Source organism: Paenibacillus xylanilyticus (assembly GCF_047246825.1).
Classification (GTDB): Bacteria; Bacillota; Bacilli; order Paenibacillales; family Paenibacillaceae; genus Paenibacillus; species Paenibacillus xylanilyticus_B.
Genome location: NZ_JBFOLB010000001.1, coordinates 762872 through 788619 on the forward strand (window position 1 = coordinate 762872; position 25748 = coordinate 788619).

A 25748-nucleotide genomic window follows, 5' to 3' on the forward strand; every position below is an offset into this window, starting at 1 on the left:
ATATTATGGACAAAAACAAGGTTTCTGTGGTTCTCTATTGAATATGTAGAAGGTGCAGGCTTTGCAGATAAAGCCATAGAATTAAACGTATGCACACGTTGGAAATGGAATTCATATCTGAGCTCTTGGATGAGAGGAGAGAATTGAATTGAACACGAACGAAACTTCACAAACGGCGTTTTTTACCAAGGAATTTACGCAAAACCCCTATCCTGTCTACGAAAAATTAAGAGAGACCGACCCTGTCTTCAAAGTCATGTTTCCTCATGGTGAGTTCGGATGGATTATTACCCGATACGAGGACGCAGTCGAAGTGCTTAAGGATCCTCGCTTCAGTAAGGATGTTGCCAAACGGTACGGTCCTGAGAATCAATCCATTTTTGTGAATAACATGCTATTTTCCGATCCGCCGGATCACCGCCGTCTGAGAGGACTTGTACAGAAAGCGTTCACGCCCAAGCTGGTTGCGGACATGAGGAGCCATATCCAGGAAATCGCCGACGACTTACTGAATAACATTGGCTCTCGGGATAAGATGAACCTGATTGATGAGTACGCTTTTCCACTACCCATTATCGTCATTAGTGAAATTTTGGGTGTACCTCTTGAGGATCAGGACAAGTTCCGTTTATGGTCCAATTCCATTATTGATGCGTCGAATTCGGATCACGCCGAGATGTTTGAACAGCATGCCAAGGAGTTCACTGAGTATCTCACTGCCTGGTTTGCCAAAGTGCGCGAGAATCCAGGCAAAGACCTGATCAGTCAGCTTGTTATCGCAGAAGAATCCGGACAACAGCTGACCGAAAATGAATTACTCGGCGTTGTTTCCCTGCTCATTATTGCGGGTCACGAAACTACTGTTAATCTGATCGGCAATGGAGTACTAGCCCTTCTGGAACACCCGGAACAGCGGGATCTGTTGATTCGACAACCGGAGCTTATTCATAATGCAATTGAAGAAATGCTTCGGTACAACGGTCCTGTCGAATTCAGTACGTCACGCTGGGCGCTGGAGGATATAGAATTTCGAGGACAGAACATTGCCAAAGGTGAGCTTGTAATCGTCGCGCTTGATTCCACGAATCGGGATGACGCCAAATTCAAAGATGCAGATGTCTTTGACATCACACGGGAAAAGAGTTCGCATCTCGCTTTTGGCACAGGCATTCACCTCTGTCTTGGTGCGCCTCTGGCACGTCTGGAAGGCGAGATTGCCATCCATACCTTGCTCGCCCGTTATCCTGAGATACAGCTTCAGACAGACGTTAATCAACTGGAGTGGAGACCTGGCATGATTGTGCGTGGAGTCAAGGAGATTCCAGTCCAACTCAAATAAAATCAGTCATAAGCGTAATGAAAGAGAGGCTTTTTGCATCATGGAAATTAACACTGTAATACTCATTGTATTGTTGCTTCTAGTTCTGGTGTTACTCATTAGAGTGATTAGTCTTCAAAGCCAGCTAAATGAACTCAAACGGGATGTGGAGCGGATTGAAAATGGCACCGGCATGACGCCGCGTTCCAACGTGAATTATTCATCCTTAGCTTCGACCCTGTCGTCTGCTCCGGATTCACAAACGGAGTTGTCCCAGCTTGATCATGAGTTGCTGGTACTCATACAACAAGGGCAAAAAATAAAGGCCATCAAAAAGCTGCGCGAAGCCAGAGACCTTTCCCTCAAAGATGCCAAAGATTATGTCGATGCTTTAGATCGCACATAAAGTCTTGGAGATTTGATTAAACTCCCTGCTAAATTCAATTTACTCAAATCATTTCTACATGATGAAAGTAACGAATTTAAACCAGGGAGTTTACTTTTGAATGCATCAGTGATACAGTTATTTCAATATTACTAGAAATAAGAAATAAAGACGAAAGGACAGATCGTTATGGAACATGCATCGACTGGAATAGAACAAGCTGTCAAAATTCACAAAGCGCTGGGTGAGCAAACTCGTTACAAAATCATTCAGATTTTGTCCGCTGAAAGCAATCTGTGTCCTGCTGATCTGGAAAATCGACTTGTAACCGTGGCCCTTTCCACGTTGTCTCATCACTTGAAGCAGTTGTCCGATTGTGGTCTGCTTACATCTCAAAAGAAAGGAACCTACATCTACTACAGCTTGAATACCGACACAGTTCAAAAATTTGCTCCCTATCTGCTGGACACATAAAAATTTTATTCTATATTTCAATAGAACTAGAAATATAGAATCATACAATTAAACGGATACAGGATATTGAGCCTAACTCCTAGTCGATAAAAAATGATTTAAGCCGTTTGTCTCGTCTTTATTTCTATATTTCTAATAATATAAAATTAAAATAAGAAAGAGGTTATATTCTCATGTCCAACACCTGGAGAATCTATGTACTTGCCTTAGTCAGCTTTCTTGTAGGAACCTCCGAATATGTCATCGCGGGTATTCTAGATCGTATTGCAGATACCATGCAAATTTCGTTAATCGCTGCCGGGCAGCTGATCACCATATTTTCACTTGTTTATGCACTTGGCACACCGATTATCATTGCCTTGACTTCCCGCTTCGATCGCCGCAAGCTATTGCTCTATTTCCTTGGTCTGTTTGTTGCAGCCAATGTTCTCGCTTATCTCCTTCCAGGGTATGGGCTGTTCGTCGCCGCCCGTGTACTGATGGCTCTAGGGGCCGGAGTTGTTGTAGTAACCGCATTGACGGTTGCTTCCAAAGTTGCTGCTGAAGGCAAACAAGCGAGTGCTATCGCCACGGTCATCACTGGATTCACGGCCTCTCTGATCATTGGTGTACCCTTGGGAAGAATTGTAGCAGCCTCATGGGACTGGAAACTTGTTTTTGCAGGCATTGCCGTGCTCGGTGTGATTGCCATGATTGTTATTGCATTATCCATTCCATCATCGGAAGGAGAAGCACCTGTACCTCTGAAAAAACAGTTATCTCTGCTGAAGCAACCTCGACTTGGATTGGCGCTGCTGGTGACATTTTTCTGGCTTGGCGGTTACTCCATTGCATATACTTACATTTCACCTTATCTGGTCTCTGTCGCAGGCATGAGTGAAGGCGTGCTAAGTTCGGCCTTGCTTGCCTTTGGCATTGCGAGTTTGATCGGCTCCAAAGTTGGGGGATACAGCGCGGATCGTATAGGGGTGAAGCGTACTCTTTTCATAGGTATGGCATTGCATATTGTCAGTTTGGTGATGCTGAACTTGACGGCCCACGCTTCTGTGACCATCTTCGCCATCCTCATTCTCTGGTCATTTGCAGCGTGGTCTTCCGGCCCAACTCAACAATATAATCTGGTTACCATGGCACCCGAATCCTCGGGCATCATGCTGAGTCTGAACAGTTCGGTGATGCAGCTCGCAATGGCTGCCGGTGCTGGAATTGGCGGAATCGCCGTCAACTCGGTTTCGTTGTCATCCATTACCTGGATTGGAGCTGCCGGCGTAGCTGTCGCATTGATCATCATGATGCTTTCTTACCGTCCTACCTCACTTAAACCTTCACAAATAGATGCAAATAACGTTGCATAAAAAAAGATGTGTAATTGAATTTGTAGACCACAGCAAAAAGAGAGGGCCTGTATAACTACAGATCCTCTCTTTTGCTTACTTCTTCAACATTTATTGTGCTGTAACAGCGCCATCGATCGGGTATACGGCACCATTGATGTATGGAGCTTCATCTCCAAGCAGGAAGGCAACCAGATTAGCGATTTCTTCCGGTTTGCCCAGGCGTCCGGACGGTATGCTGTCCACGGTCGCTTTGAACACTTCCGGATTGTCCTTGCCGAATTGGATGACCATTGGTGTCTCGATCGTTCCTGGCGCAATCGCATTCACCCGAATGTTGTCTTTGCCATATTCAATGGCTGCGGTACGGGTCAAGCCAACCACGCCGTGTTTGGTAGCTGCGTAAGGTGCAACTGCCGGAACACCAACAATACCTGCGGTCGAAGCCGTATTCAGAATGGCACCGCCACCTGTTTTGAGCATTTCAGTAATCACATATTTCAGTCCATAAAATACACTTCTCAGGTTGATATCGATAATTTTGTCGAACTGCTCAATCGTATGTTCAATGAGTTTGACTCCAGGTCCTGCGATCCCTGCATTGTTGAAGAACATATCAATTCGTCCGAACTCTTCAACTGCTTTTTTCACATAATTCTCAACGTCACTGGCCTTGCTTACATCTGCCTGTACAAAAATGGCTTTGGCTCCGAGCTTCTCAATCTGTTTAACTGTTTCTTGACCGGTCTCTTCGACGAGATCAACAACCACAATGGATGCGCCCTTTTCAGCCAGCTTGAGTGCAGCTGCTTGACCCAATCCACTTCCTGCTCCAGTAATAATGGCTACTTTTCCTGTGTGACTCATTCTGATCTCCTCCATCTGTGTTAGTCATCTTGTCATCGGATCGGCTCATCGAATATGAAGTATAATTCAACAAATTGCGACATATGTAGGTTAAAACTGACATAAATCCTGCCTGACATTACCTATTTTAATAGACTTACGACATAAAAACAAACCATATTATATGCCTACATACCATGATATGGATCACAAACTTGACATCTCCTGAAGGAGAGCCTTCACAATTCAGTGAATTCATGCTCTCCATTTAAGAGATGTATATTACAAGCCTAAACACAAACACATCTTTATCTAAGCAAATTGGTCTTCGCAAGTTCAATCAATTCATCTCCACGCCCGTTGAGAACCGCCTTCATCATCCACAAGGTGAAGCCTTCCGCCTGTTTGATGTTAATCTTTGGAGGCAAGGACAGCTCCTGACGATTCACAACCGCGTCAATCAGGACAGGACCATCATGCTGCAGCGCACGCGCTACCGCTTCCTCCAATTCGGCAGGGTCTTCAACTCGTATCCCTTCCATACCCATCGCTTGTGCAACCATGGCGAAGTTGGGATTCACCAGTTCCGTGCCGGATTCGAGGAATCCTGCCGCTTTCATCTCCAGTTCCACAAAGCTCAGTGCTCCGTTGTTGAATACGACCACCTTCACTGGAAGGTTATGCTGTTTCAGTGTCAACAGATCCCCCATTAACATCGCAAGGCCGCCATCACCGGATAATGAGATGACTTGTCTTCCCGGATTGGCTACCTGAGCTCCAATCGCCTGTGGAAGTGCGTTTGCCATGGTACCATGATTGAATGAACCAAGCAGTCTTCGATTGGGGCTCATCTCCAGATACCTTGCCGCCCATACCGTCGGTGTTCCCACATCACACGTAAAAATCGCATTTTCACCTGCTGCATCACTAATGGCTTTGGTTAAGTACTGCGGGTGAATAGGCTTCTTCCCCGGTTTTCCTATGGCAAGTTCATCGAGTTCCTTACGTACTTTCATGTAACGGTCCACACTTTTTCTCAGATGCTTGTCATTATGCTCTTCCGTCAATAAAGGCAGCAAAGCCTCAATGGTCGCTTTGACATCACCGCATAATCCATAATCCACCTTCGTGCGCCGCCCCAAGTGAGAGGACTGGATATCCACTTGAAGCACAATTGCTTTCTCCGGGTAAAATTGACGATAGGGAAAATCCGTTCCCAGCATCAATAACACATCACAGTCCATCATGGCGTGATAACCGGATGAATATCCAATCAATCCAGTCAGTCCTACGGAGTACGGATTATCATACTCCAAATGTTCCTTGCCCCGAAGTGCCATGACCATCGGAGATTTCAGGCGATCACACAGCTGCATAAGAGGTTCCCGCGCACCTGCACATCCGGCCCCGCACAGCAACGTAATTTTTTTGTCCTGATTCAGATAATCTGCTAATTTTCGCAGTTCCGGTTCTGAAGGATGTACCACAGGCTTGGTCACGTGAAAGACATGCTCAGGTACGGGCAGATCGGCAGCCTCAAGCCCTGCCACATCTCCTGGTAGGACGATGACCGATACTCCGGAACGCGCCACCGCAGTTTGCATCGCCATGGTAACGGAGCGCGGCATTTGTTTGGCCGTAGTTATGACCTCGCAATAATGACTGCATTCCTGAAAGAGATACTCCGGATGTGTGGATTGGAAGTAATCACTGCCGATCTCATCGCTGGGGATATGAGCTGCAATGGCGAGTACCGGCACCCGGTTTCGGTGGCAGTCGTACAAGCCGTTAATTAAATGCATATTTCCTGGCCCGCTGCTGCCTGCGCAGACAGCAATACTTCCACTTACCTCAGCATCAGCTCCAGCGGCAAATGCAGCCACTTCTTCATGGCGAACATGAATCCATTCAATTTTGCCGGACCGCCGGATGGAATCCAGCACCGCATTCAGGGAGTCTCCCACGATGCCGTATATTCGATTGATCCCTGCATTCAATAACGCCTCGACCAGTACGTCTGCGATTGTTTTTTTCATGCCAGCTCTCCTTTAATCGCTTATTTTGAGTTATGTTTCCACCCCGCTAATATACCTATTCTTATACCCCATTCTTTTGAAAATCGAATCAATTTCATATGTATTTATGGATATATAGACAGACAAACCACCCCTACTTTCCGTGTACACGGAGCAATGAAGAGGTGGTTTGAGCAATTCTATTGGTTGATCAATATTTTAATATATTAGACCAATTCTTTTTGCTGACTTAAATGGCAGGCATTACGTTGCCGCCGCTTACCGGAATATAAGCACCTGTGATAAAAGAGGACAGATCCGAGGCCAAAAATGCTACTGCATTGGCGATCTCCTGATCTTCGCCCCGACGCTTCAACGGAACCGATTGAGTGTACGCCGCATCATGTCCAGGTTCACTATTGCGGTCACGGTCGCTTATTGTCCAGCCAGGAGCGACCTGATTCACTGTAATCTGATATTCGCCGACTTCCTTGGCCAGTACCCGATACAATCCGTCCATCCCACGTTTGCCTGCAGTATAAGCCGATTGTGTCGCGAAGTTCTGCATGGCACATTCCGTGTTAATGCCAATGAATCGACCGCCTTTGGCTTCTTTCATATAAGGAATAAAGGCTTTGGCGAGGTACACACTCTGCAACACACAGGATTCGAACTGGCTGACGTAGTCTTCAGGAGATTGTTCCAACACGGTTTTCCATTCATACTGAATGACTGCATTGGCAACTACAATGTCAACTCCGCCGAGACTGGACTGAATCCGATCCCGCATCTGAATTGCAGTTTCTTGTTTCGTGATATCTCCTTGAACGATAACTGCCTGCCTGCCGCCCGCTTCAATCTCACGTTGAAGTTCAAGTGCTTTTGTTTCATTGTTTATGTAATGCAGCGCGATATTTGCACCACAGTCGGCCAGCGTGCGGGCGATTACTCTCCCGAGCTGTCCAGTGGAGCCAGTCACCAACGCGGTCTTGCCTGTGAGATCCAATTGCATGAACACAGCACCTCCTTGGTTCAAAATCTATCAATAAATCCAAATATTTTACTAAAACGATTTCGAAACATTCCATTTGCTTACTGAAAGATCGACGTTTATGACAAATCCCCATGCTGAATCAGATCAATTTCCTGAAAACGGCTAACTTCCTTTTCCCAACGTTCTTCCACATATTTGCGGTGAACCGGATGATCATTATAAGCATCATAAGCCGCCTGGTTGGCGAAAACCATTGAGAAACTGTAGTCAAACTCATTTTTGGCGCTTACCTGGCGCAGTACCTGAAAATTCTCCACACCCGGAATTGCTGCAAGCGCATTCGCACTTTCCTTCAAAAAAGCTTCAGCCTCAGGTGTATCCTTGCCATCGTAAAGTGTAAACGTCACCATATGTGTAATACTACTCATCTCTATTTCCTCCTCCAATATGATTTCACTCTATTTCCTAGTTTACCTCTGATTGATATGTAAGCGCAATCCGTAATAAAATGTTTTAGAAGTTGGATCGCTCATATGCAGTCATATTCTCCATTCTTGAAACACAGAAAAACCCCGAGAACGAATTCCCGAGGTTTTTCTTGTCATCTATGGACAGACTAGTTTTTAAGGTTGTATTTGCGGTTGAACTTGTCAACACGACCACCGATGTCCACGTTTCTTTGTTTACCAGTGAAGAACGGGTGGGATGCGGAACTAGTGTCCACACGGATTACAGGGTAAGAGTTACCGTCTTCCCATTCCATTGTCTCGTTCGAGAATTTAGTCGAAGAGCTCAGGAATTTGTAATCAGCACTTGCATCGTAAAAAATTACGGTTTGTGTCTTTGGATGGATATCAGCTTTTGGCATAATCTATTTACACTCCTTTAAATGGGTACTTCCTTGAATAGAACTAAATTTTATTATACTCTTTTTTTGGACAAAGTACCAGCAGGATTTGAAGAAACGATAAATTAATTTACAATTCGCCACAATCCACACCTGATTTAACTTTACGTTATACCTTTCTCCAGTACATTCAGCATGTACTCCAGAGCCTCCAATTCATCTCTTCCTCTTGTCTGCAATCTGACTACACTGCCGTTACGGATCGGAAGAAGCGCCATACCGAGCAGGCTTTTGACATCTACACGATGCTCATGATCAGACCCCACAAACGACAATGAAATATCCGAGGCAAAACGTGACGCTTGAGAAGATACAGACATCAAATCATCCCGGTGAAAATCAGAGTGAATCGTAAATTCATGTGTTCTCACAACCTTCAGTTCCTTTCGCTAAGTAGCTTACCAACTTGAGTGGTTTGTAATATTTTATATATTAAAATCTCCATGAATTATACCACGTTATGGGAGCTTGTATCATCCTTTATTGGCGAAAAATGCAAAAAAAGAAGCCCCCCAAATCAGGACTTCCTTCGTAGCAACTCACATGCCGTTTGGATATACCATCACTTTCAGACTGCCGCTCTTGTTGTGCAGCGCCCGTTCCATCGCTTGTTGAGTTTCATCCAAAGAGTAACGGTCAGTGATCAAGGACATCACATCATGCTGACCAGAGCTTAGAAACTCAATACCCGCCGGATACGTGTTGGCATATCGGAATATACCGTAAATATCAACCTCATTGTCCGCGATAAAAGGAACATTCAGTGCAATCTCGTCCTGTGCCGGCAGGCCTACGATGGCCAGTTTGCCTCCCCGTCTCAGTGAATACAAGGCAGACTGGAGTGCCTTGGGGTTTCCTGCAGTTTCCCAGGCTGTATCCACACCGACCCCGTTCGTTAACTCACGAATGACTGCGAGTGCATCTTCCTTTCGCACATTAATGGTATGCGCGGCTCCCATGCGGCGAGCGGCTTCCAACCTGACCTCTTCCAGATCCGTAACAATGATCTTGTCGACACCGAATGATTTTGCAGCAGCCACTGCCATCAGTCCGACAGGTCCCATGCCCATAATTGCAAGTGTTGTTCCAGGAGCCAGCTTACTGCGGCGTGCTGCATGAATGCCCACTGAAAATGGCTCGTTCATGGCTGCTTCCTCGAAGGACAGATGATCCGGGATCGGAAAAACCATATCTTCTCGAATGGTCATGTACTGAACAAATGCGCCATCCACCGGAGGGGTTGCAAGGAATTGTACATCAGGACACAAGTTATAGCGTCCTTCCTTACAAGCCGGACAGCGTCCGCAAGTGACGCCTGGTTCAATAGCGACCCGATCCCCAGCCTTCAACCGCGATACGTTGGAGCCCACAGCGGCAACGATACCTGCGCATTCATGCCCGAGGATGATGGGCTTCTCTACTACAAATCTGCCGATTCTTCCATGTTCAAAATAATGTACATCCGACCCGCAGACGCCCACTGCCATGACCTGAATAAGAACTTCGTCCTCTGCAGGCTGGGGTACAACCTGTTCTTCGATGATGATTCGTCCCGGTTCAGTCATTACAGCTGCTTTCATGGTCTCTGGTAATTGATGCTGTCCCATACGTTTCCGCCTCCTCATGGTTGCCAATGATGTCCCTAATGAAAACAGGGTCTGCGTGCTTCACGGCTCTATTAATAGATAGTTCGCCCCTGTTCGTCCTCAATGCCGCTCTTGCGATAGAAATACGTATTGATCATGTCCCGCCATTCTTTCGCATGTTCTGCTTGGTCTTCCTGACGCGAAGCGACCTTTTCAAATATTTCAGGATCTATTTTGCCCTCAAGCTTTCTCCATGTTTCTGCCAAGACTTCTGCCTGCTCAGCACCTTTGAAGTGTGTGTCATAGATATGCTGAATGACCGTCTTGCCTGAATGCAGCACATGCGTGTAAGGAACATGATGGAAAAATAACAATAATTCATCGGGGCACGTTTCTACAGATTCATATCGTTCAGCGTTCTCCCGGTGATACTGCGAAGTATAGCCTGTACCGCTTTTCACGGTTCGATCTACACCAATGCCATGACAGTCGGCAAAATGATACGTTCCCCATTTGGAATATTCGTAACCATCCACGTTGGGACCGTAATGGTGATCTGGATTAACCATCCAGCCTACTCCGAGTGGTGCCGTATAATTCTCATAAATGTCCAAGGAGTTCAAAAGCATGCCGGAGATCCGCTGAACAACCTCTTCATCATGACCAAATGTCAGTCTGACCCATTCATCGGCGATCTCCTCAGAAGACAGCTCTGGATTCCAGGCAAGTCTGCCATATCCGTACAGATTGGCTTGGGCAAGCGGGTGTCCGGTCCAGCAGGCATCTGCACCAATATTGGATACGGCTGCAAAACCACTATAAGGCCGGTTATACAGCGATCCATCCGCAATACGTTTAACTTCCGATCCTTGACCCTTGGCGTACGTGTCAAAGTCCAAAACTTCTTTCCACTGTGGAATTAAATAACACAAATGCCGTTGCTGGCCCGTATACTCCTGGGTAATCTGAAATTCAAGCACCTGATTCGTCTTCTCCATCGCTCCAAACAGTGGAGAAACAGCCTCCCGAACCTGAAAATCCATCGGACCATTCTTGATCTGCAAAATGACGTTATCTGCAAATCGTCCATCCAGCGGCTTAAAGTGGTCATATGCGGCCCGCGCACGGTCCGTGGAACGATCACGCCAATCCTGCTTGCAGTTATAGACGAAGCAGCGCCAGATAACCAGCCCGCCAAATGGACGAAGCGCTTCAGCGAGCATGTTCGCTCCATCGGCGTGGTCCCGATTATACGTGAAAGGACCTGGGCGGTTTTCGGAATCTGCTTTGATCAGGTAACCCCCAAAATCAGGGATAGCGGCATACACCTTGGCGGTCTGGATATTCCACCATTCGCGTACCTGTTCATCCAGTGGATCTGCCGTAAGCAATCCGCCAATCTCCATCGGGCTTGCATAGTTGGCACTGAGGAACAGTCGAATGCCATAGTCTCTGAATTCGGAGGCCACTCGGGCAACATCACTCAAAAAGCGTTCCGTCAGAAACAGCGTTTCACGCTGATGCACGTTGACATTGTTGATCGATATGGCATTGATACCGGTGGAGGCAAGCAGCCGTGCATAATCGCGAATGCGTCCGAAATCACGTGTGAACTCTCCATTTTCATAAAAAATGGATTCGCCGGCATATCCGCGTTCAATGCTGCCGTCCACATTGTCCCACTGGTTGATCATTCGCAGTGCATTGCGGGGCTGCTCGGTAATATGGCTCCATTTTTTCGCAGATGGATCTGTTCCACTTGAACGGCCTTGGTCCAGAACCAGCTCCCTGAGCAGATGGAATGTACCATACAGCGCACCTTGAGGTGTCTCTGCACCAATCCAAAGTCTGCCTTGTTCCTCGTCTTCTCGAATGATATACCCTTCGCCTTGAACCGCAGCACGCTCACTTTCACTAAAGGCTTGTGCAACGAATGGATTCGCTGACCACGTGCCAATCCATACACCTGAAGCATTCAAAGCCTGCTCATCTGCTTGGTGGGCAGCTGTTACGGTCTTCGCTTTTACGCCAAACAGTTTCTCCAGTCCTTGAGTTAGTTCTCCCAGAGCGGTAGAGATAACTTTGTGATTCTCTATTGCATATATACATTCCGCCCAGGCGGGAGCAGCCTTAATGGCAGCTCCTTTACGACTATGCTCACCTGAGAGATATCCCAGCCAGGCATCATACTGTGGACCGGCCAAGCTTTTTTGAACGATTGAACGACTCATTGTACCGCCTCCTTGCTAGCATAGATCTGTTCCAAACGATTGCCCTTGCCTTCAAGCAGCCACAGAATGGATGTGACTCCGCGCGGATAGTATTTGCTGCCCACGGCAACACCGGACAGAATCTGGTCGCTCCAGCACCAGTATGACTCTTCCGGATGCAGCAGCCAGTTCACGTGCGCCGCATCGGATGCCTGACCGGATTCATCCCATTCCATGCCCAGTAATTCTCTAGTAATAAACTGGGACAGATATATTTTGCTTAACCATGAGTTATTGCTTGTCGAGGACAGCTTCCATCCCCCATCCTCAAACAGACAAGTACCAGGTACAAGAACGGTTTTGAGGTGTGTTTGGAGGGCTTGCAGGTAAGGACCGAATCGGCCGTTGACATCGAGAGCGCCTTCACAACCTGTAAAGTAAGGAAATACCAGACCTTCAATCGCCGGGATAATACGGGAATCGTTATTTTCCGCAATGACGGCTGGGATGTAGCCACCTTCCGTCAATTGGGCTGCAACACTCGCTGCACAGCGGTCAGCCTGACGGCCTGCCTGAAGGGATAGATCCAGGAGCTTCTCCGCGGCAAACAGTTTTTCCAAAGCCACATATACAGCCCAGCATTTGCCCGCCAGATAAATATTGTTCCGCGATTGTCCAAGCGATACATCAAGGCTGTCATAGGTTGTAATTTCTGCTCCGCCTTTGGTACGGCTGCTATCCAATCCCATCAGTCCATTGCGCTGATCCTCATCCGGGTGATCCCGGTTCAACATGCTATCGAAGCAATCCCGAATCACAGGAAGCATTTCCTTCACAAATGCCTGATCCTTTGTCTGTTCGATGTACACCGTTGCACAGCACAGCCAGTTTACAAGTTCCTCATGGCTCATCTGAGAGAAACAATCGTCAATCCCCACGAGTTCATAAGCTGAATGTCCCGGACGAGAGAATACATTGGCTACACCAATATCATGGGTAAAGGTCAATCCACCTGGATACTCCTTCTCTTCCCCAGGGAACCGAACCTGATCGGTATAACTGTAACGTTTAACAAACCACTCGAGCTCGTTACGAACCGTCCAAGGGTTCAAAGCAAGTTCGAAGTACAGCTGATCCGCTGTCAGATCAAGGGTATTCATCATCCGATATTCCCCTTCATTGACGATCCAGAACGGTTCGCCATCTGCATCCAGCAGTTGTGTACTTGCATAGTAACTATGGATGGAATGAGCGAGCATGAATGCCTGATCATCCGACAAGGCAGCCGTTCCCAGACGCTGTTCTGCTTCCACACAAGAAGAAGTCAGTGCATCGAAACGATCCAGCGCATACTGTCCTGCCTCTTGAATATCCGTGAAATAGCGGGTGTACCAATACGTCGTGTCCAAACCCGAAGTGACAATTCCACCGCGATAAAAACATACTGCAAACCGATATGTACGTTTCTCGCCGGCTGGAACCTCCATCAACAGTGCAGCCGTACCGCCCAGGCCAAAGGCCAAATTCTCGACGTGTTTTTCCTGTAAAATTTTATCCAATGTGAACCCGAGAGCTGGCCACAGTCCGTCATCAGCGGACATAATCGCTGTAAGCCTGCCTTGTCCAACCCCTGTGAGTTTTCCACCCTCAGGTCCGCCAATCATGCGCATCGCAGAGTACGGATCATTACCCTGATAGCCAAAATATGCTTTGCGTGACTGCTTCCCTTGCGTATTATCAATCGTCATCTCCACGAGAACCGCTGGCACCAAAGCATCTTTTAATTCTTCGAGATCACCGCTCTTCGGTTCGGGTACGGGACGTACAGGCGAATAAATCCGGAAGGTAAGATCTCCTGCTGTCCACGTATCGGTTCCGGACTTGAATTCACGCGTAATTTCATCATCCCGAAAAGCTGAAATCAACGGACGTTGAGCTCGGGTTGAAGCTGCTGATTGTGACGCTGATCCTGCCTCTTCTCCTGAAGGATTCTCCGTGTTCTCCAGTTTTTCCACATCGTATCGTATACTCTCATCCTCCGTTGCTTCAAAGAAAGGCAGTGCCTCATAATGTCCGCCATCACGGGATTGTAATCCGATATATATATTTTGGTCTGCAGGTTTTCCCAGCTCTAAGCCGAGACCGCCTTTGGCACCCTTATAGCCAAGTGTAAAACTTGCAAAAGCCCCAATCGGTGAATGATGGGCATTATAAAAAATCGATTTGGACGTGCTCATGAACGATGACCCCTCTCAAAATGGTTTGCATACGTTTTCATAGCCTCATCCTACCACGGGCATTCTGCCATAGACCATGGACAAATCAATCGGATATTTACCCAAATCAAGCTGTGTATTATAATAAATTAAAGCGATTACATTTTCAATCTTTGGCAAACGATCCGTTAGATCGAGCCTGTCATTTCGTTTCATACTATTATAAAGGAGGTTTCCAATGACTTCTACGTACTTGCCTCCAGCTCTCGGTGAAAGTGTGCATGAAGTGTTCTACCCGGATGTGCAAACCACCGTCAATCTGTTCGCCATTCATCTGCGGAGTGTTGGATCGGACTGGAATTACCCGGCGCATGAACACCCCCAATACGAACTGAACTATGTGACAGAGGGTATGCAGCACATGACGGTTAACGGGCAATTGTATGCACAAAAGGCTGGCGAGCTGCTCCTGATTCCTCCGGGAAGCATTCATTCCAGCCAAAGCCAGAACGGCCAGGGATTTACCTATTTCTGCATGCACTTTGATATCGATGATCAATTATTCCTCTCTTTGCTTGCCCGAATCAAGCAGGTTCTCTTTCATTCAGACAGCCCGGTTACGTTAAAAATTGAGCCAGTACTGCAGAAATTAATGAATTCTGCGAATGAGAATACAGCTTCAAATACGATGGTACAGCGCATGCAGCTGCAGTCCGCCGTGTTTGAATTGTTCGGCCACCTGTGGGAGGCTGTCTCCCAGGAGGCTGCACACCTGTTCACTGAAGGATACGAACGAATTGAACTTGCCCACCAGATTCGCAATCGTCTGCAAGGGCTGGTGAACCAGCAATTTAAACAAGGCCATGAATCGGACACCCACTATGGGATTGACGACATTGCAGCCGAGCTGGGAATCAGCTCCTCGCATTGTAATCGTGTGTTCAAACAGGTATTCGGTCAGTCTCCGCGTGTAGTGCTATCCGAGATGGTTCTGCATGAAGCGAAGGTTCTGCTTGGAAATCCGAAACTGTCGGTTCAAAGTATCGCCGCCATGCTCGGGTACAGGGATATTGCCCATTTTAGCCGCCAATTCAAGCGTTGGTCAGGCATGTCTCCTTCACGGTACAGACAGGAACAACCTGCGGTGCAGTGAGTCTGATTGTCAGTATCGCGAAGCAGAGGAGCGTGCAATCATATAGATGAATATAAACATTTCGATCCATATCGTGGGACTGAAAGCCGCTTATTGGATTTATGCAAGAATTTATTTTAACAGACGTTTAATCGTCTTCAGCTTGCCCTCATAAGGCGGGTACAAAATGGACAAATTCAGTTTCGTGCTTTTTTTAAGCACACTTTTCATGTGAGAGAAGGTTTCGAGGCTATAGCGTCCGTGATAAGAACCGATTCCCGAGTGCCCTACACCTCCGAACGGTAATAACGGATTGGCGACATGGGTAAGGGTATCATTAATACAGCCGCCTCCAAAAGATACTTCACTCAGCACTTTCTCCTGAATTTGTTCATCCGATGTAAACAGGTAAAGAGCCAGCGGCTTGGGACGTTTCAAAATTCCGGCTATCGCTTCATTAATGTGGCCATAACTGATGATCGGCAGAATCGGTCCGAAGATCTCATCCTCCATGCTGGCGGCTTCCCATGACTCGGCATCGATGAATGTGGGTTCAATGAAACGATCCACTTCATCGGAACGGCCGCCATAGATTACTTTGTTCTGATCCCGTTCTATCAGGTTCGTTAATCGTCTAAAATGAACTTGGTTGACGATTCGTCCGTAATCCGGATTGTGCTGAATGTCTGTACCGAAGAACGATTTTACCACTTCTTTCATCTCAGAGATCAGCTGTTCCTTCACCTGTTCATGCACAAGCAGATAGTCTGGTGCGATACAGGTTTGCCCTGTATTAAGCAGCTTGCCCCATATGATGCGCTGGGCAGCCACTTTAATGTCCGCCCTCTCGTCCACAATGACCGGGCTTTTGCCACCAAGCTCCAACGTGACGGGAACGAGATTTTTGGCTGCTGCCTCCATGACAATTTTTCCTACCGGCACACTTCCAGTAAAAAAGATATAGTCAAACGGAGCGTTAATAAGAGATGTTGTTGTATCCTTCCCCCCTTCCACCACATGTACGTATGCTGGTTCAAAAACCGAGGCGATCATCTCACGAACAACTGTTGAGACGGCTGGCGTGTTTTCAGACGCTTTAAGCACTGCGGTATTTCCCGCGGCAATGGCACCAATCAACGGTTCAATCAGAAGCTGAAACGGATAGTTAAACGGACCGATGATCAATACCGAGCCATATGGCTCGGGAATAATGTAGCTTTTGGAGCCGATCAGGGCCACGCGGGTTTTTACTTTGACGGGTTTAACCCATTTCTTCACTTTTCGTATGGTGTGTGTAATGCTGTCCATCATAAACCCGATTTCGGTCGTATATGATTCAAACTCACTTTTACCCAAATCCTGATACAATGCTTCGGTTAGCCTCGACTCATACTTCCGAATAGCCTGTTTCAGCTTAGTTAAACGTGCAATCCGGGCTTCTGCCGAACGAGTGGCTCCCGAGTGGAAGAACTGATGATGCTGCTCCAAAATGAGCTTAACCTCATGACTGTCTAGTTCCTGCAGGGTACTCATATTTCAACACTCCTCTACATTTCATTGATGAAAGGTTTAAACGAACGAACGTATTCGACGAAACTGTGTGCCTGTTTACATGAACAAGTGAAATATCTGGCTACAGACACTCTTTTTCCAGCGCTGCAACCAGTTCTTTCAACCGCTCGACAGACGGCTTCAAGGAAGCGGAATAATAACGCTGGGTGCCTTTTTGTTCTACCGAGATTAGCCCTTTTTCAAGCAGCAATTTGAGATGGTGGGATATCGCGGGCCTGGACAGGCTGGATTGTTCGGTGATTTCATTAACGGTCATCTGGCCTCGCTCGGTCAGTGTGAGTAAGATTCCTTGGCGGTGGTTATCACTGAGCACCTGGAACAAAGGAATGCAGGACTGGAAAATGGTTAACGCTTCTTGTCCCATGGTTTCACCTCGATCAGTTCATTATTTTACTGGCTTTTTCCTCATTGTCAGTTAGTTTAAACATTTAAACGCAATATGATCATTGTACCTCTTACGTCCGCAAATCTCAATAATTCTACACTTTTATCTAAAATGGAATAAAAGCGCTTCCATACTACCATACAAGTATGGTAGTATGGCAATAAAGGAGTTGAAGTTGTGGAATATCCCCCAAAGTTCTCATCCAAAACCGGTTTGTCGTCTTCCATAAACGGTCTGTCGTCCATGAATAAGCAATCCTCCTCGACACGGGATGTGGTCTATGCCACGTTGAAGCAATTGATTCTAAGCCTCAAGTTGCCTCCGGGCACGGCCATCTCCGAAAAGGAGATATCACTGGAATTCCAGGTTAGCCGGACCCCTGTTCGGGAGAGTTTTGTAAGGCTTGCTCAAGAAGGACTGCTTGAAGTGTATCCCCAGCGAGGTACATATGTTTCCCTGATTCAGGTAGATCTCGTAGAGGAAGCACGCTTCATGCGCGAACAGCTTGAACGAGCCGTGATTCGGCTTGCATGCTTGCACTTTCCGGATCAGGAGATGCAGGCTTTGGAGCAAAACCTTGCTCAGCAGCAGGCTTGTTTGCTCAAACCGGATGATGAACGAATGTTCCAACTGGACGAGGAATTCCACAGCACCCTTTTTGCAGGTTGTAACAAAAGCAAAACATGGACCGTGATCCAGCAAATGAACGTGCACCTTAATCGGAGCCGCATGCTTCGTTTGTCATCAGATCACCAGTGGGACCACTTGATCCATCAGCACCGGTCCATGGTGGAGGCCATTCAGCAGCATGATGCCAAGACGGCAGAGCGAATAATGCAGGAGCATCTTCACCTGACCGTAACGGATTTGGCCATCCTGCGGGATACATACCCTTCCTATTTTCAACAAAGATAAGTCCTTCTCTTTCTAACTACACTTGATGAGGTGAACGTGATGAAAATGGTTTTTCGCTGGTTTGGCGAAGGCAATGATACGGTGACGCTTGATCATATCCGGCAGATTCCGGGTGTGGAAGGCATCGTATGGGCGCTGCATGATGTACCAGCAGGCGATGAATGGCCGATGGACAAAATACTGGCTGTCAAAGCGGCTGCGGATCAGGCAGGATTGCATCTGGATGTGGTTGAAAGTGTCAATATTCATGAAGATATTAAACTGGGTCTGCCTACCAGGGATCAATACATCGCCAATTACAAAAAAACGATGGAAAAGCTCGCTCAGGTTGGTGTAAAAGTCATCTGTTACAACTTTATGCCCATCTTCGACTGGCTGCGTACGGATCTTCATAAGGAAATGGAAGACGGCTCCACAGCACTCTTCTATGAGAGCAGCAAACTTGCGGATATTGAACCGCTCGAGCTCGTTCGGCGTATTACTGAAAATTCCGCATTAACCATGCCAGGCTGGGAACCTGAACGGCTGCAATACCTAACAGGTCTCTTTGAAGCCTATAAAAATGTGACAGAGGAAGATATGTGGGAGCATGCCCGGTATTTCCTGCAGGAGATTATCCCTACGGCGGAAAGGCTCGGCATTCGAATGGCTATCCACCCGGATGATCCGCCATGGCCTATCTTTGGATTACCGAAAATTATCATCAGCCAGGATAATCTTCGCAAATATCTAAATCTTTATGACAGCCCTTCCAACTGTGTAACCTTATGCAGCGGCTCTCTTGGAGCGAACCCGGCGAATGATATAATCAGCATGATTCATGAATTCCGAGACCGAATTCCGTTTGCTCATATTCGCAATGTCAAAGTGTATGAAAATGGCGACTTCATTGAAACCTCCCACCGCAGCCAGGATGGAAATGTTGATATCGCAGGTGTGGTTGAGGCTTATCACGACATCGGTTTTGAAGGATATGCAAGGCCGGACCACGGACGTCATCTCTGGGGTGAACAGTGCAGACCGGGTTATGGTCTCTACGATCGCGCTCTGGGTATTATGTATCTCTGGGGTGTCTGGGATTCTCTGCAAAGGAGGGCAAAAGCATGAGTGACTATCTATCTGAACCATCTTCCCGTCTGAAAGGTAAAACGGCTGTAATTACAGGTGGTGCCGGTGTGTTGTGCCGCTCCATGGCTGAAGAACTCGCACGACACGGGGCCCGTGTCGCCATTCTCAATCGTACGGTATCCAAAGGTGAAGAAGTTGCTGCAGCAATTGAAGCTGCTGGTGGAATAGCTATTGCCGTTGCTTGTGACGTAACCCAAGCGGATAGTGTGAAGGCCGCTGCGGCGACTGTACTGGAAAAGCTGGGCCCCTGCGACATTCTGATCAATGGTGCAGGCGGTAATCATGCCAGTGCCAATACCACCAACGAAATTTTCAGACTGGAGGATCTCGAACAGCCTGATGTTACTACTTTTTTTGACGTCAGTGTGGATGGGTTCCGCCAGGTGATGGATCTCAATTTTGTGGGGTCTCTTATTCCTACCCAGATCTTTGCAAGACAAATGATCGAGCGTGATGTTCCCGCTACAGTCATTAACATTTCGTCCATGAGTGCACCGTCCCCCATGACCAAAGTTCCAGCGTACAGTGCTGCCAAAGCAGCAATCAACAATTTTACGCAGTGGCTTGCCGTGCATCTTGCCGAATCGGGGATTCGAGTTAATGCCATCGCACCAGGATTTTTCCTGACAGAGCAAAACCGCAACCTGCTGCTTCATCCGGATGGCTCTCCTACGGAACGCTCCAGCAAAATCATTGCGCATACCCCAATGCGCCGGTTTGGCAAACCGGAAGACCTGCTCGGTACGTTAATGTGGCTGGCGGATGAGAAACAGTCTGCATTCGTCACAGGCACCGTCATCCCTGTCGATGGCGGATTTATGGCATACGCTGGCGTCTGAGTGCCCTCATAAACTTGTGAATATATACGATAAAACTTCACTAGCAACATTGATTGATGTATCGCATGCTGACCCGAAGCCAGGAGTGTAATCCCGGTTTCGGGTTTTTGCGTCCTCAGAATAAGATCATCCAGCCAAGGAAAAGCTTGTAATAGTCCAAAATACGCTTGGCAGCTTGGTCACTATTAGACGAATAGACGTGCCATGCACCTGTTTCCAAGCGAAGGAAGGTGATACATACATGATGGAAGAAACATGGGTTGTTGTTGTACGCTCCATTATCGCTTTTTTGACTCTAATCATCTATACAAGAGTGCTCGGCAAACAGCAGATGGGCAACCTGACGTATTTTGATTACATTAATGGCATTACCATCGGTTCCATCGCGGGCACTTTTGCGACCGATTTGTCCACCAAAGCCTGGATTCACTTTGTAGCTTTGACTATTTTCACAATAATCACCATCATCTTTCAATTCATTACCTTAAAAAACCGAACCATCTCCAAACTGATGGACTCCGATCCCACCCTAGTGATTCAGAACGGTAAAATCCTGGAACAGAACCTTCATAAAATGCGTGTAAAGTTTGACGAACTGACCATGATGCTGCGGCAAAAAGATGTATTTGACATCACGACACTTGACTATGCAATTCTTGAACCGGACGGCAGTCTCTCCGTTGTACTAAAACCTGAGAATCAACCGGTTACAGCCAAAGATATGCATATGCATCCACCCCAAAGCAGACTGATGACCGAACTGATTATCGATGGTGTCTTGATCAGGCAGAACCTGAAGGAGCGAAACAAGGATATCAGTTGGCTAACGGAACAGTTAAAAAAGAAAAATATTACGGTCCAGGACATTGCTTTTGCGGCTATTTTGCCTAACGATAAATTGTATATCGATCTTTTTGAAGATCATTTTTCAGAAAAAAATGATATGGGTGATTACAAGGGACCTTTCTAACGTTCCATAATTGCAAGGAGGCCGCTGAATGAAAACTCGTTTTTGGTTACTGTATGTGCTTCCGATTTTTATGCTGATTCTGTTTATCGCCATTATGGCCAGCGGATCATTTCTCAAAAATCCTTTAGGTACCGAGGATCGTTTGCTTGAATCCGTCCAAACGCTGGAAAAGCAGGTGAACGATAAACAGTGGACTGAAGCCAAGTCTCAAGTTGATTATGCGATGCAGGCGTGGGATCGAATCGTCAACCGTATTCAGTTCAGCGTGGAGCGTGAAACGATTTACGATATTCTGGGTACTCTCGCACGAATTGAGGGAGGTGTCACCGCAAAGAATGAAGAGGAAACTCTAGTAGAAATCCATTATTTCTACGTATTATGGAATAACCTTGGCGACTAGTGTTGAGACCAATTCACGATGTATAGGAAAAGGCACCTCCTTTATCCCAAAGGAAGTGCCTTAAAGTTGCGTTTAAACGTTCCGCTGACGTAAACCGCGTGAGCGCGGCTTGCGTACTGAACCCTCTTTGCGGAAAAAAAGACTCAGCGCGCCCTTCGCACACCAGAGTGCAAATAAAGCAAATAGGGTTCCCCAGAACAAGGCCGGCAGGAAAGTCTGCTGTGCGAGATTGGCTGCATCCCCTGCCCGTGAAGGCTGCGTCCAGGACATCAGTCCGACATATATGGCACTGACCACGGACTCTTCCAGCGTCAAGAAAGCCAGTAACAGATAATAAAACTTCACTATTTTGGCGCCAAAAATCATCATCACGACATTCAGGGCAATAAACCCTGTGAGCCATAACATCCCGAACTCTCCTCTTACGTATAACAAAAGGGATACAAGTGCAACAGCGGTCATGATGCCCAGACCCCACATGTGCAAGCCTTTACGATACAGGTAGAATAGCAGCCAGGCAAATAGTGATGCCGTTATATAACCTGCCAGGGACACCAATATGGATCTGCCTGGTGTCAGCATGGATGAATAGGTAACGCCGCTATGGTCTGCATATAATTCGATACGCAGAACTTTGCCTGATAATAGCAGGGTGACCAACGCATGGCCGAATTCATGAATCATCGTATCCAGATTTCGGAACAACGAAGAAAACGGAATAAAACGTGTGAGAAACACGGAAGCCACCAGAAACAATATGGTTTTGAGCCATTTATTCAATCCCGTATCCCTCCTTCTCTCCGAGTAACATGCCTATCGTTTATACTACGCTTCTTAGCTCAACCCGTTTCGTTCCATGAAATGGGCTGCACAATATGTCATCCACCAGCAGAAACTTCGATTGTGTCCTATGAAAAAAGAAGACATATCATAACGACCCTTCTCTACTTCCAGTGTAACAAGCAGTCGATTTTGCATACGCTTCAGCGCATATTGAACAAATTGATCTGCGGTTTCACTTTGCACAAGTGTAACATAAGCATACAGCGAATGGTCTACAGGTTCATCAAGCGGACTAACACCTGCACATGAAAACTCTGTCATCACGCCAGCTTGCTGAAGCAAGGATAGTGCCTCGAGCAGCTCTGCATCCACTTCAACTCCGTTCCACACCACTGTTTTCTTCGCTAATATCGTATGTTTTTCACGCTCCGTCCAGTGCATAAGCTCCTGCTTGCGTCTTCTCCAAATATGGGGCGGCTGCTGACTTAGCAGAATTTCCAGTTCTTCACTTCGTTCCATATGCGTCTCCTCCTCCTGTACCCCCAATCGTTCTCCGGTCGGCTTATACAACGAAAAGAGCACATCGCTGTGCTCTCTGCGTGGCAAAAGGCAAAGGAATGGCATCACCATTCCTCAGCATGTTGTATCATTGTACCTTTTTCGATGACTGGCATCAAATGGATTTATGTTTATTCATTCAGTGCCTGTTTCAGGGCATCCAGATTCTGCTTCATAACACCGATATAGTCCATTCCTGCTGCAATCTCCTCTTCAGTTAATCCTTCAATCGGGTTCAACACAGCCGTTTTGGCACCCACTTCACTGGCGATGGTCTCGGATACTTTGGAAGATACCAGAGTTTCGAAGAAAATCGTTTTGACCTGATGTTCCTTGGCAAAATCGATAACGGATGCCATCTGTGCTGCAGAAGGCTCCTGCTCTGGAGACAAACCGGCAATCGGCACCTGTTTCAGTCCATATTGCTGGGCAAGATATCCGAACGCTGCATGCTGTGTAATGAAATCTTTTCGTTTGCTGTCTGTCACAGCCGCTTTGAAGTCCTGATCCAATGTTTCCAGTTTGGCAATGTACGCATCAGCGTTTTGCTTGAACTGTTCAGCATGCTCCGGTGCAGCCTTCGCCAGTCCTGCTTCTATATTCCGTACCTCCTGAATGGCCAGAACAGGCGACAGCCACACATGCGGGTCAAGTCCGCCATGATCATGTGTATGCCCTTCTTCTGCATCGGTTTCATGGTCGTGGTCATGGTCTTCTGTAGTGGCTTCATCGGCATGCTCGTGGTCGTGTTCTTCCGTAGTGGATTCACCCGCATGATCATGCGTGTCTGCTGATTCTGCATGGCCATGCTCATGCTCGTGCTCTTCTGAGCCCTCAAGCAGATTGATTCCATGGCTGGCTTCCACTTGAATGAGAGTCTCGCTGCTCAGGCTGTCTGTAACCTGATCAATCCATGATTCCATCCCAGCCCCATTATATACAAGGACATCGGCCTTTTCGATACTTGCAATATCCTGCGGGGTTGGTTCCCAATCATGCGGTTCCGTACCTGCCGGGACAAGTGTATGAACATCGGCCAGGTCACCCGCCACATTTTTGGTGAATTCATACATGGGGTAAAAGCTGACCTGAACGTTTAATTTTTCCTCTAATGCTGCTGGAGTGCTCGCTGGAGCGGCATCTGATTCGGATGCCGTTTTCGTTTGGCCGCAGCCTGATACAATAAGTGTGAGACTGAACAATAGTCCCAATGCTGATTTTTTACTGAATTTCATGTGGTATATTCTCCCTTGATTGTATGGATATAATTGCGTGCTGCTGCTTTCTTTCCTTGCGATGACGCTTACGGTTGTATAGTTGAATCAGCTTCTGTGCTGATATTCCAGTCAATAGAAAGGCCAGCAGAATGAGGGCGATCGTCCCTCCTGGAGGTGTATTCAAATGGTAAGATGTAGTCAACCCGCCGAAGATCCCGATTAACCCGGTAATGACGGCGATCACTATGGCTGCTGCGAAGCTGCGTGAGATTCTCAGAGCCAGCGCAGCCGGCAGCACAATTAGGGCTGATACAAGCAGCACACCGACAATGGGCATAGCTGAAGCAACCGTCAGGCCCGTAAGTACTGCAAACGCAAACGATAAACCTTTGACCTGAATGCCTCCGATGGAAGCTGTCTCTTCATCAAACGTCAAATTGTATAACGGTCTACGTAGCACGAAGAAAAAAATCAAACCGATCACACACACGGCCACCATCATCCATAGCTGTGTATCGCTAACAGCTACAATGGATCCGAATAAATAGGAACTAAACGTCTTGGACAGACTGGATTTCAGACTCATAAGCACAACAGCTAACGCCAAGCCTGACGTCATAATGATCGCTACAGGGACCTCACTGTAAGTCAGGTAATTACGCCGCAGTTGCTCCACCAGCAGTGCACCAATGACTGCGATGGCAAAACCACAAATAACCGGATCAAGGTTCAAAACTGAACCAAGTGCAACCCCGGCAAGTGAAACGTGAGACAATGTATCCGCCATTAATACCTGACGCCGAAGCATCAGATAGACACCCAGAATGGGAGCTATGATTCCAATCAGTCCGCCTGCCCAGAAAGCACGCTGCATGAATTCGTACTCAAACACTGCCATTCCTCGCTTTCTTGCCGTTCCAGGACAATGGTTCGATCCAATCGGTTGCCCATCTCTTCCAGACCATGTGTCACCATAACAATCGTCAGCCCATGCACATCTGCATAGTGACGCATCTGATTATAGAATCCTTCCCGGCTGCGGCGGTCCATTCCCGTTGTGGGTTCATCCAGTACAAGCACTTGGGGCTGTCCTGCCAAAGCTCTGGCAATGCATATTCGCTGTTTCTGCCCACCCGACAGTTCGCCTACCCGCGTATTCCGGTATTCCCACATGCCAACCTCGCGCAGACTTCGCTCCACGAGAGCTTCCTGTTCACCTCTGAATCTGCGGAAGAGACCAAGCTTGCGGTAACATCCTGATCGAACCAGTTCAATGACTGTACTGGGAAATCCGCTATTAAACGATGCCACCTGTTGGGGCACATATCCGATCTCCAGTTTGCTGCCACGGTTATTCTGAGCATTCATATGTACCGTGCCGCTCCAGGGCTGTAACAGCCCCAGCAGCAACTTCAGCATGGTTGTTTTCGCAGAACCGTTCGGGCCGGTAATGCCCACGAATTCACCCACGTGAATATCCAGCGACAGTTGGTCAATGACAGGCTCTTTGCCATATCCAAAGACCACATCGCGCATGGAGGATAGAATCATGATGTTTCCTCTT

Annotated in this window: 27 protein-coding genes; 10 read left to right on the forward strand and 17 right to left on the reverse strand. The window is 47.3% G+C overall.

Going from position 1 to position 25748, the window contains the following annotated elements:
• Positions 1-148: 148 nt before the first annotated feature.
• The 4 genes from AB3N00_RS03130 (at position 149) to AB3N00_RS03145 (ending at position 3532) form a co-directional block, all read left to right on the forward strand.
• Entirely contained in the window at positions 149-1339 is a 1191-nt protein-coding gene (locus AB3N00_RS03130; RefSeq protein WP_413033251.1) for a cytochrome P450 family protein, read from the forward strand.
• Positions 1340-1379: 40 nt separating this feature from the next.
• Complete coding sequence (locus AB3N00_RS03135) at positions 1380-1724, forward strand: ribosomal protein L7/L12 (protein ID WP_413033252.1); 345 nt, start codon at positions 1380-1382, stop codon at positions 1722-1724.
• 168 nt (positions 1725-1892) lie between these two features.
• Entirely contained in the window at positions 1893-2177 is a 285-nt protein-coding gene (locus AB3N00_RS03140) for an ArsR/SmtB family transcription factor (protein ID WP_413033253.1), read from the forward strand.
• A gap of 173 nt (positions 2178-2350) precedes the next feature.
• On the forward strand, positions 2351-3532 hold the full coding sequence (locus AB3N00_RS03145; protein WP_413033254.1) for an MFS transporter: 1182 nt from the start codon (positions 2351-2353) through the stop codon (positions 3530-3532).
• Positions 3533-3622: 90 nt separating this feature from the next.
• Here AB3N00_RS03145 and AB3N00_RS03150 read toward each other — a convergent pair whose 3' ends face one another.
• The 10 genes from AB3N00_RS03150 to AB3N00_RS03195 all read right to left on the reverse strand — a co-directional run bounded on the left by AB3N00_RS03150 (position 3623) and on the right by AB3N00_RS03195 (position 14501).
• A complete protein-coding gene (locus AB3N00_RS03150; protein WP_175398538.1) occupies positions 3623-4378 on the reverse strand; it encodes an SDR family NAD(P)-dependent oxidoreductase in 756 nt (251 codons plus the stop codon).
• A gap of 287 nt (positions 4379-4665) precedes the next feature.
• The gene (gene poxB / locus AB3N00_RS03155; RefSeq protein ID WP_413033255.1) at positions 4666-6393 is read right to left on the reverse strand and encodes a ubiquinone-dependent pyruvate dehydrogenase; all 1728 of its coding nucleotides are present in this window, start codon (positions 6391-6393) and stop codon (positions 4666-4668) included.
• A 229-nt stretch (positions 6394-6622) separates the two neighbouring features.
• On the reverse strand, positions 6623-7384 hold the full coding sequence (locus AB3N00_RS03160; RefSeq protein WP_413033256.1) for an SDR family NAD(P)-dependent oxidoreductase: 762 nt from the start codon (positions 7382-7384) through the stop codon (positions 6623-6625).
• A 98-nt stretch (positions 7385-7482) separates the two neighbouring features.
• Positions 7483-7794, reverse strand: coding sequence for a Dabb family protein (locus AB3N00_RS03165; protein ID WP_413033257.1), 312 nt, complete (start codon positions 7792-7794; stop codon positions 7483-7485).
• Between the two features lie 188 nt (positions 7795-7982).
• Positions 7983-8234, reverse strand: coding sequence for a type B 50S ribosomal protein L31 (locus tag AB3N00_RS03170; RefSeq protein WP_095287054.1), 252 nt, complete (start codon positions 8232-8234; stop codon positions 7983-7985).
• 143 nt (positions 8235-8377) lie between these two features.
• On the reverse strand, positions 8378-8644 hold the full coding sequence (locus AB3N00_RS03175; RefSeq protein WP_413033258.1) for an HPr family phosphocarrier protein: 267 nt from the start codon (positions 8642-8644) through the stop codon (positions 8378-8380).
• A gap of 168 nt (positions 8645-8812) precedes the next feature.
• Positions 8813-9880 (reverse strand): NAD(P)-dependent alcohol dehydrogenase, encoded by a 1068-nt coding sequence (locus AB3N00_RS03180; RefSeq protein WP_413033259.1) that lies wholly within the window; start codon positions 9878-9880, stop codon positions 8813-8815.
• Positions 9881-9951: 71 nt separating this feature from the next.
• Positions 9952-12090 (reverse strand): alpha-glucuronidase family glycosyl hydrolase, encoded by a 2139-nt coding sequence (locus AB3N00_RS03185; protein ID WP_413033260.1) that lies wholly within the window; start codon positions 12088-12090, stop codon positions 9952-9954.
• Entirely contained in the window at positions 12087-14306 is a 2220-nt protein-coding gene (locus AB3N00_RS03190) for a glycoside hydrolase family 52 protein (RefSeq protein ID WP_413033261.1), read from the reverse strand. The genes AB3N00_RS03185 and AB3N00_RS03190 overlap by 4 nt, the downstream gene beginning before the upstream one ends.
• A gap of 45 nt (positions 14307-14351) precedes the next feature.
• On the reverse strand, positions 14352-14501 hold the full coding sequence (locus AB3N00_RS03195; protein WP_413033262.1) for a hypothetical protein: 150 nt from the start codon (positions 14499-14501) through the stop codon (positions 14352-14354).
• A gap of 22 nt (positions 14502-14523) precedes the next feature.
• Between AB3N00_RS03195 and AB3N00_RS03200 the strand changes: the two genes are divergently transcribed.
• A complete protein-coding gene (locus AB3N00_RS03200) occupies positions 14524-15438 on the forward strand; it encodes an AraC family transcriptional regulator (RefSeq protein WP_413033263.1) in 915 nt (304 codons plus the stop codon).
• 111 nt (positions 15439-15549) lie between these two features.
• On the opposite strand, the gene AB3N00_RS03205 is transcribed toward AB3N00_RS03200, so the two are convergent.
• Both AB3N00_RS03205 and AB3N00_RS03210 read right to left on the reverse strand, forming a co-directional pair.
• On the reverse strand, positions 15550-16950 hold the full coding sequence (locus AB3N00_RS03205) for an aldehyde dehydrogenase (RefSeq protein WP_413033264.1): 1401 nt from the start codon (positions 16948-16950) through the stop codon (positions 15550-15552).
• 100 nt (positions 16951-17050) lie between these two features.
• On the reverse strand, positions 17051-17353 hold the full coding sequence (locus AB3N00_RS03210) for an ArsR/SmtB family transcription factor (protein WP_175398529.1): 303 nt from the start codon (positions 17351-17353) through the stop codon (positions 17051-17053).
• 264 nt (positions 17354-17617) lie between these two features.
• Here AB3N00_RS03210 and AB3N00_RS03215 point away from each other — a divergent pair, with 264 nt between their 5' ends.
• The 5 genes from AB3N00_RS03215 to AB3N00_RS03235 all read left to right on the forward strand — a co-directional run bounded on the left by AB3N00_RS03215 (position 17618) and on the right by AB3N00_RS03235 (position 21626).
• Entirely contained in the window at positions 17618-18289 is a 672-nt protein-coding gene (locus AB3N00_RS03215; RefSeq protein WP_413035178.1) for a GntR family transcriptional regulator, read from the forward strand.
• A 39-nt stretch (positions 18290-18328) separates the two neighbouring features.
• Entirely contained in the window at positions 18329-19396 is a 1068-nt protein-coding gene (gene uxuA, locus AB3N00_RS03220; protein WP_413033265.1) for a mannonate dehydratase, read from the forward strand.
• Positions 19393-20256, forward strand: coding sequence for an SDR family oxidoreductase (locus tag AB3N00_RS03225; RefSeq protein ID WP_413033266.1), 864 nt, complete (start codon positions 19393-19395; stop codon positions 20254-20256). Before uxuA ends, AB3N00_RS03225 begins: the two co-directional genes overlap by 4 nt.
• Positions 20257-20497: 241 nt before the next feature.
• Positions 20498-21226, forward strand: coding sequence for a DUF421 domain-containing protein (locus AB3N00_RS03230; protein WP_413033267.1), 729 nt, complete (start codon positions 20498-20500; stop codon positions 21224-21226).
• Positions 21227-21254: 28 nt separating this feature from the next.
• A complete protein-coding gene (locus AB3N00_RS03235; protein ID WP_413033268.1) occupies positions 21255-21626 on the forward strand; it encodes a DUF4363 family protein in 372 nt (123 codons plus the stop codon).
• 72 nt (positions 21627-21698) lie between these two features.
• On the opposite strand, the gene AB3N00_RS03240 is transcribed toward AB3N00_RS03235, so the two are convergent.
• From AB3N00_RS03240 to AB3N00_RS03260, 5 genes are all read right to left on the reverse strand, one after another.
• Positions 21699-22406: a M50 family metallopeptidase gene (locus AB3N00_RS03240; protein ID WP_413033269.1), complete on the reverse strand. Its 708-nt coding sequence runs from the start codon at positions 22404-22406 to the stop codon at positions 21699-21701.
• A 54-nt stretch (positions 22407-22460) separates the two neighbouring features.
• The gene (locus tag AB3N00_RS03245; protein WP_413033270.1) at positions 22461-23015 is read right to left on the reverse strand and encodes a hypothetical protein; all 555 of its coding nucleotides are present in this window, start codon (positions 23013-23015) and stop codon (positions 22461-22463) included.
• An 83-nt stretch (positions 23016-23098) separates the two neighbouring features.
• Positions 23099-24202, reverse strand: a complete 1104-nt coding sequence (locus tag AB3N00_RS03250) for a metal ABC transporter substrate-binding protein (protein ID WP_413033271.1) — start codon at positions 24200-24202, stop codon at positions 23099-23101.
• Positions 24189-25082: a metal ABC transporter permease gene (locus tag AB3N00_RS03255; protein ID WP_413033272.1), complete on the reverse strand. Its 894-nt coding sequence runs from the start codon at positions 25080-25082 to the stop codon at positions 24189-24191. The genes AB3N00_RS03250 and AB3N00_RS03255 overlap by 14 nt, the downstream gene beginning before the upstream one ends.
• Positions 25028-25735 (reverse strand): metal ABC transporter ATP-binding protein, encoded by a 708-nt coding sequence (locus AB3N00_RS03260; protein WP_413033273.1) that lies wholly within the window; start codon positions 25733-25735, stop codon positions 25028-25030. The genes AB3N00_RS03255 and AB3N00_RS03260 overlap by 55 nt, the downstream gene beginning before the upstream one ends.
• Between the last annotated feature and the right edge of the window lie 13 nt (positions 25736-25748).

Bases quoted from the DNA above. Each gene is read 5' to 3' on its own strand.
- AB3N00_RS03150 (WP_175398538.1), bottom strand. From the start codon at position 4,378: ATGAGTCACACAGGAAAAGTAGCCATTATTACTGGAGCAGGAAGTGGA.
- AB3N00_RS03255 (WP_413033272.1), bottom strand. From the start codon at position 25,082: ATGGCAGTGTTTGAGTACGAATTCATGCAGCGTGCTTTCTGGGCAGGC.
- AB3N00_RS03215 (WP_413035178.1), top strand. From the start codon at position 17,618: ATGAATAAGCAATCCTCCTCGACACGGGATGTGGTCTATGCCACGTTG.
- AB3N00_RS03145 (WP_413033254.1), top strand. From the start codon at position 2,351: ATGTCCAACACCTGGAGAATCTATGTACTTGCCTTAGTCAGCTTTCTT.
- AB3N00_RS03225 (WP_413033266.1), top strand. From the start codon at position 19,393: ATGAGTGACTATCTATCTGAACCATCTTCCCGTCTGAAAGGTAAAACG.
- AB3N00_RS03140 (WP_413033253.1), top strand. From the start codon at position 1,893: ATGGAACATGCATCGACTGGAATAGAACAAGCTGTCAAAATTCACAAA.
- poxB (WP_413033255.1), bottom strand. From the start codon at position 6,393: ATGAAAAAAACAATCGCAGACGTACTGGTCGAGGCGTTATTGAATGCA.
- AB3N00_RS03210 (WP_175398529.1), bottom strand. From the start codon at position 17,353: ATGGGACAAGAAGCGTTAACCATTTTCCAGTCCTGCATTCCTTTGTTC.
- AB3N00_RS03250 (WP_413033271.1), bottom strand. From the start codon at position 24,202: ATGAAATTCAGTAAAAAATCAGCATTGGGACTATTGTTCAGTCTCACA.
- AB3N00_RS03230 (WP_413033267.1), top strand. From the start codon at position 20,498: ATGATGGAAGAAACATGGGTTGTTGTTGTACGCTCCATTATCGCTTTT.
- AB3N00_RS03195 (WP_413033262.1), bottom strand. From the start codon at position 14,501: ATGAAACGAAATGACAGGCTCGATCTAACGGATCGTTTGCCAAAGATT.
- AB3N00_RS03200 (WP_413033263.1), top strand. From the start codon at position 14,524: ATGACTTCTACGTACTTGCCTCCAGCTCTCGGTGAAAGTGTGCATGAA.
- AB3N00_RS03260 (WP_413033273.1), bottom strand. From the start codon at position 25,735: ATGATTCTATCCTCCATGCGCGATGTGGTCTTTGGATATGGCAAAGAG.
- AB3N00_RS03190 (WP_413033261.1), bottom strand. From the start codon at position 14,306: ATGAGCACGTCCAAATCGATTTTTTATAATGCCCATCATTCACCGATT.
- uxuA (WP_413033265.1), top strand. From the start codon at position 18,329: ATGAAAATGGTTTTTCGCTGGTTTGGCGAAGGCAATGATACGGTGACG.
- AB3N00_RS03205 (WP_413033264.1), bottom strand. From the start codon at position 16,950: ATGAGTACCCTGCAGGAACTAGACAGTCATGAGGTTAAGCTCATTTTG.
- AB3N00_RS03180 (WP_413033259.1), bottom strand. From the start codon at position 9,880: ATGGGACAGCATCAATTACCAGAGACCATGAAAGCAGCTGTAATGACT.
- AB3N00_RS03185 (WP_413033260.1), bottom strand. From the start codon at position 12,090: ATGAGTCGTTCAATCGTTCAAAAAAGCTTGGCCGGTCCACAGTATGAT.
- AB3N00_RS03135 (WP_413033252.1), top strand. From the start codon at position 1,380: ATGGAAATTAACACTGTAATACTCATTGTATTGTTGCTTCTAGTTCTG.
- AB3N00_RS03170 (WP_095287054.1), bottom strand. From the start codon at position 8,234: ATGCCAAAAGCTGATATCCATCCAAAGACACAAACCGTAATTTTTTAC.
- AB3N00_RS03160 (WP_413033256.1), bottom strand. From the start codon at position 7,384: ATGCAATTGGATCTCACAGGCAAGACCGCGTTGGTGACTGGCTCCACT.
- AB3N00_RS03165 (WP_413033257.1), bottom strand. From the start codon at position 7,794: ATGAGTAGTATTACACATATGGTGACGTTTACACTTTACGATGGCAAG.
- AB3N00_RS03235 (WP_413033268.1), top strand. From the start codon at position 21,255: ATGAAAACTCGTTTTTGGTTACTGTATGTGCTTCCGATTTTTATGCTG.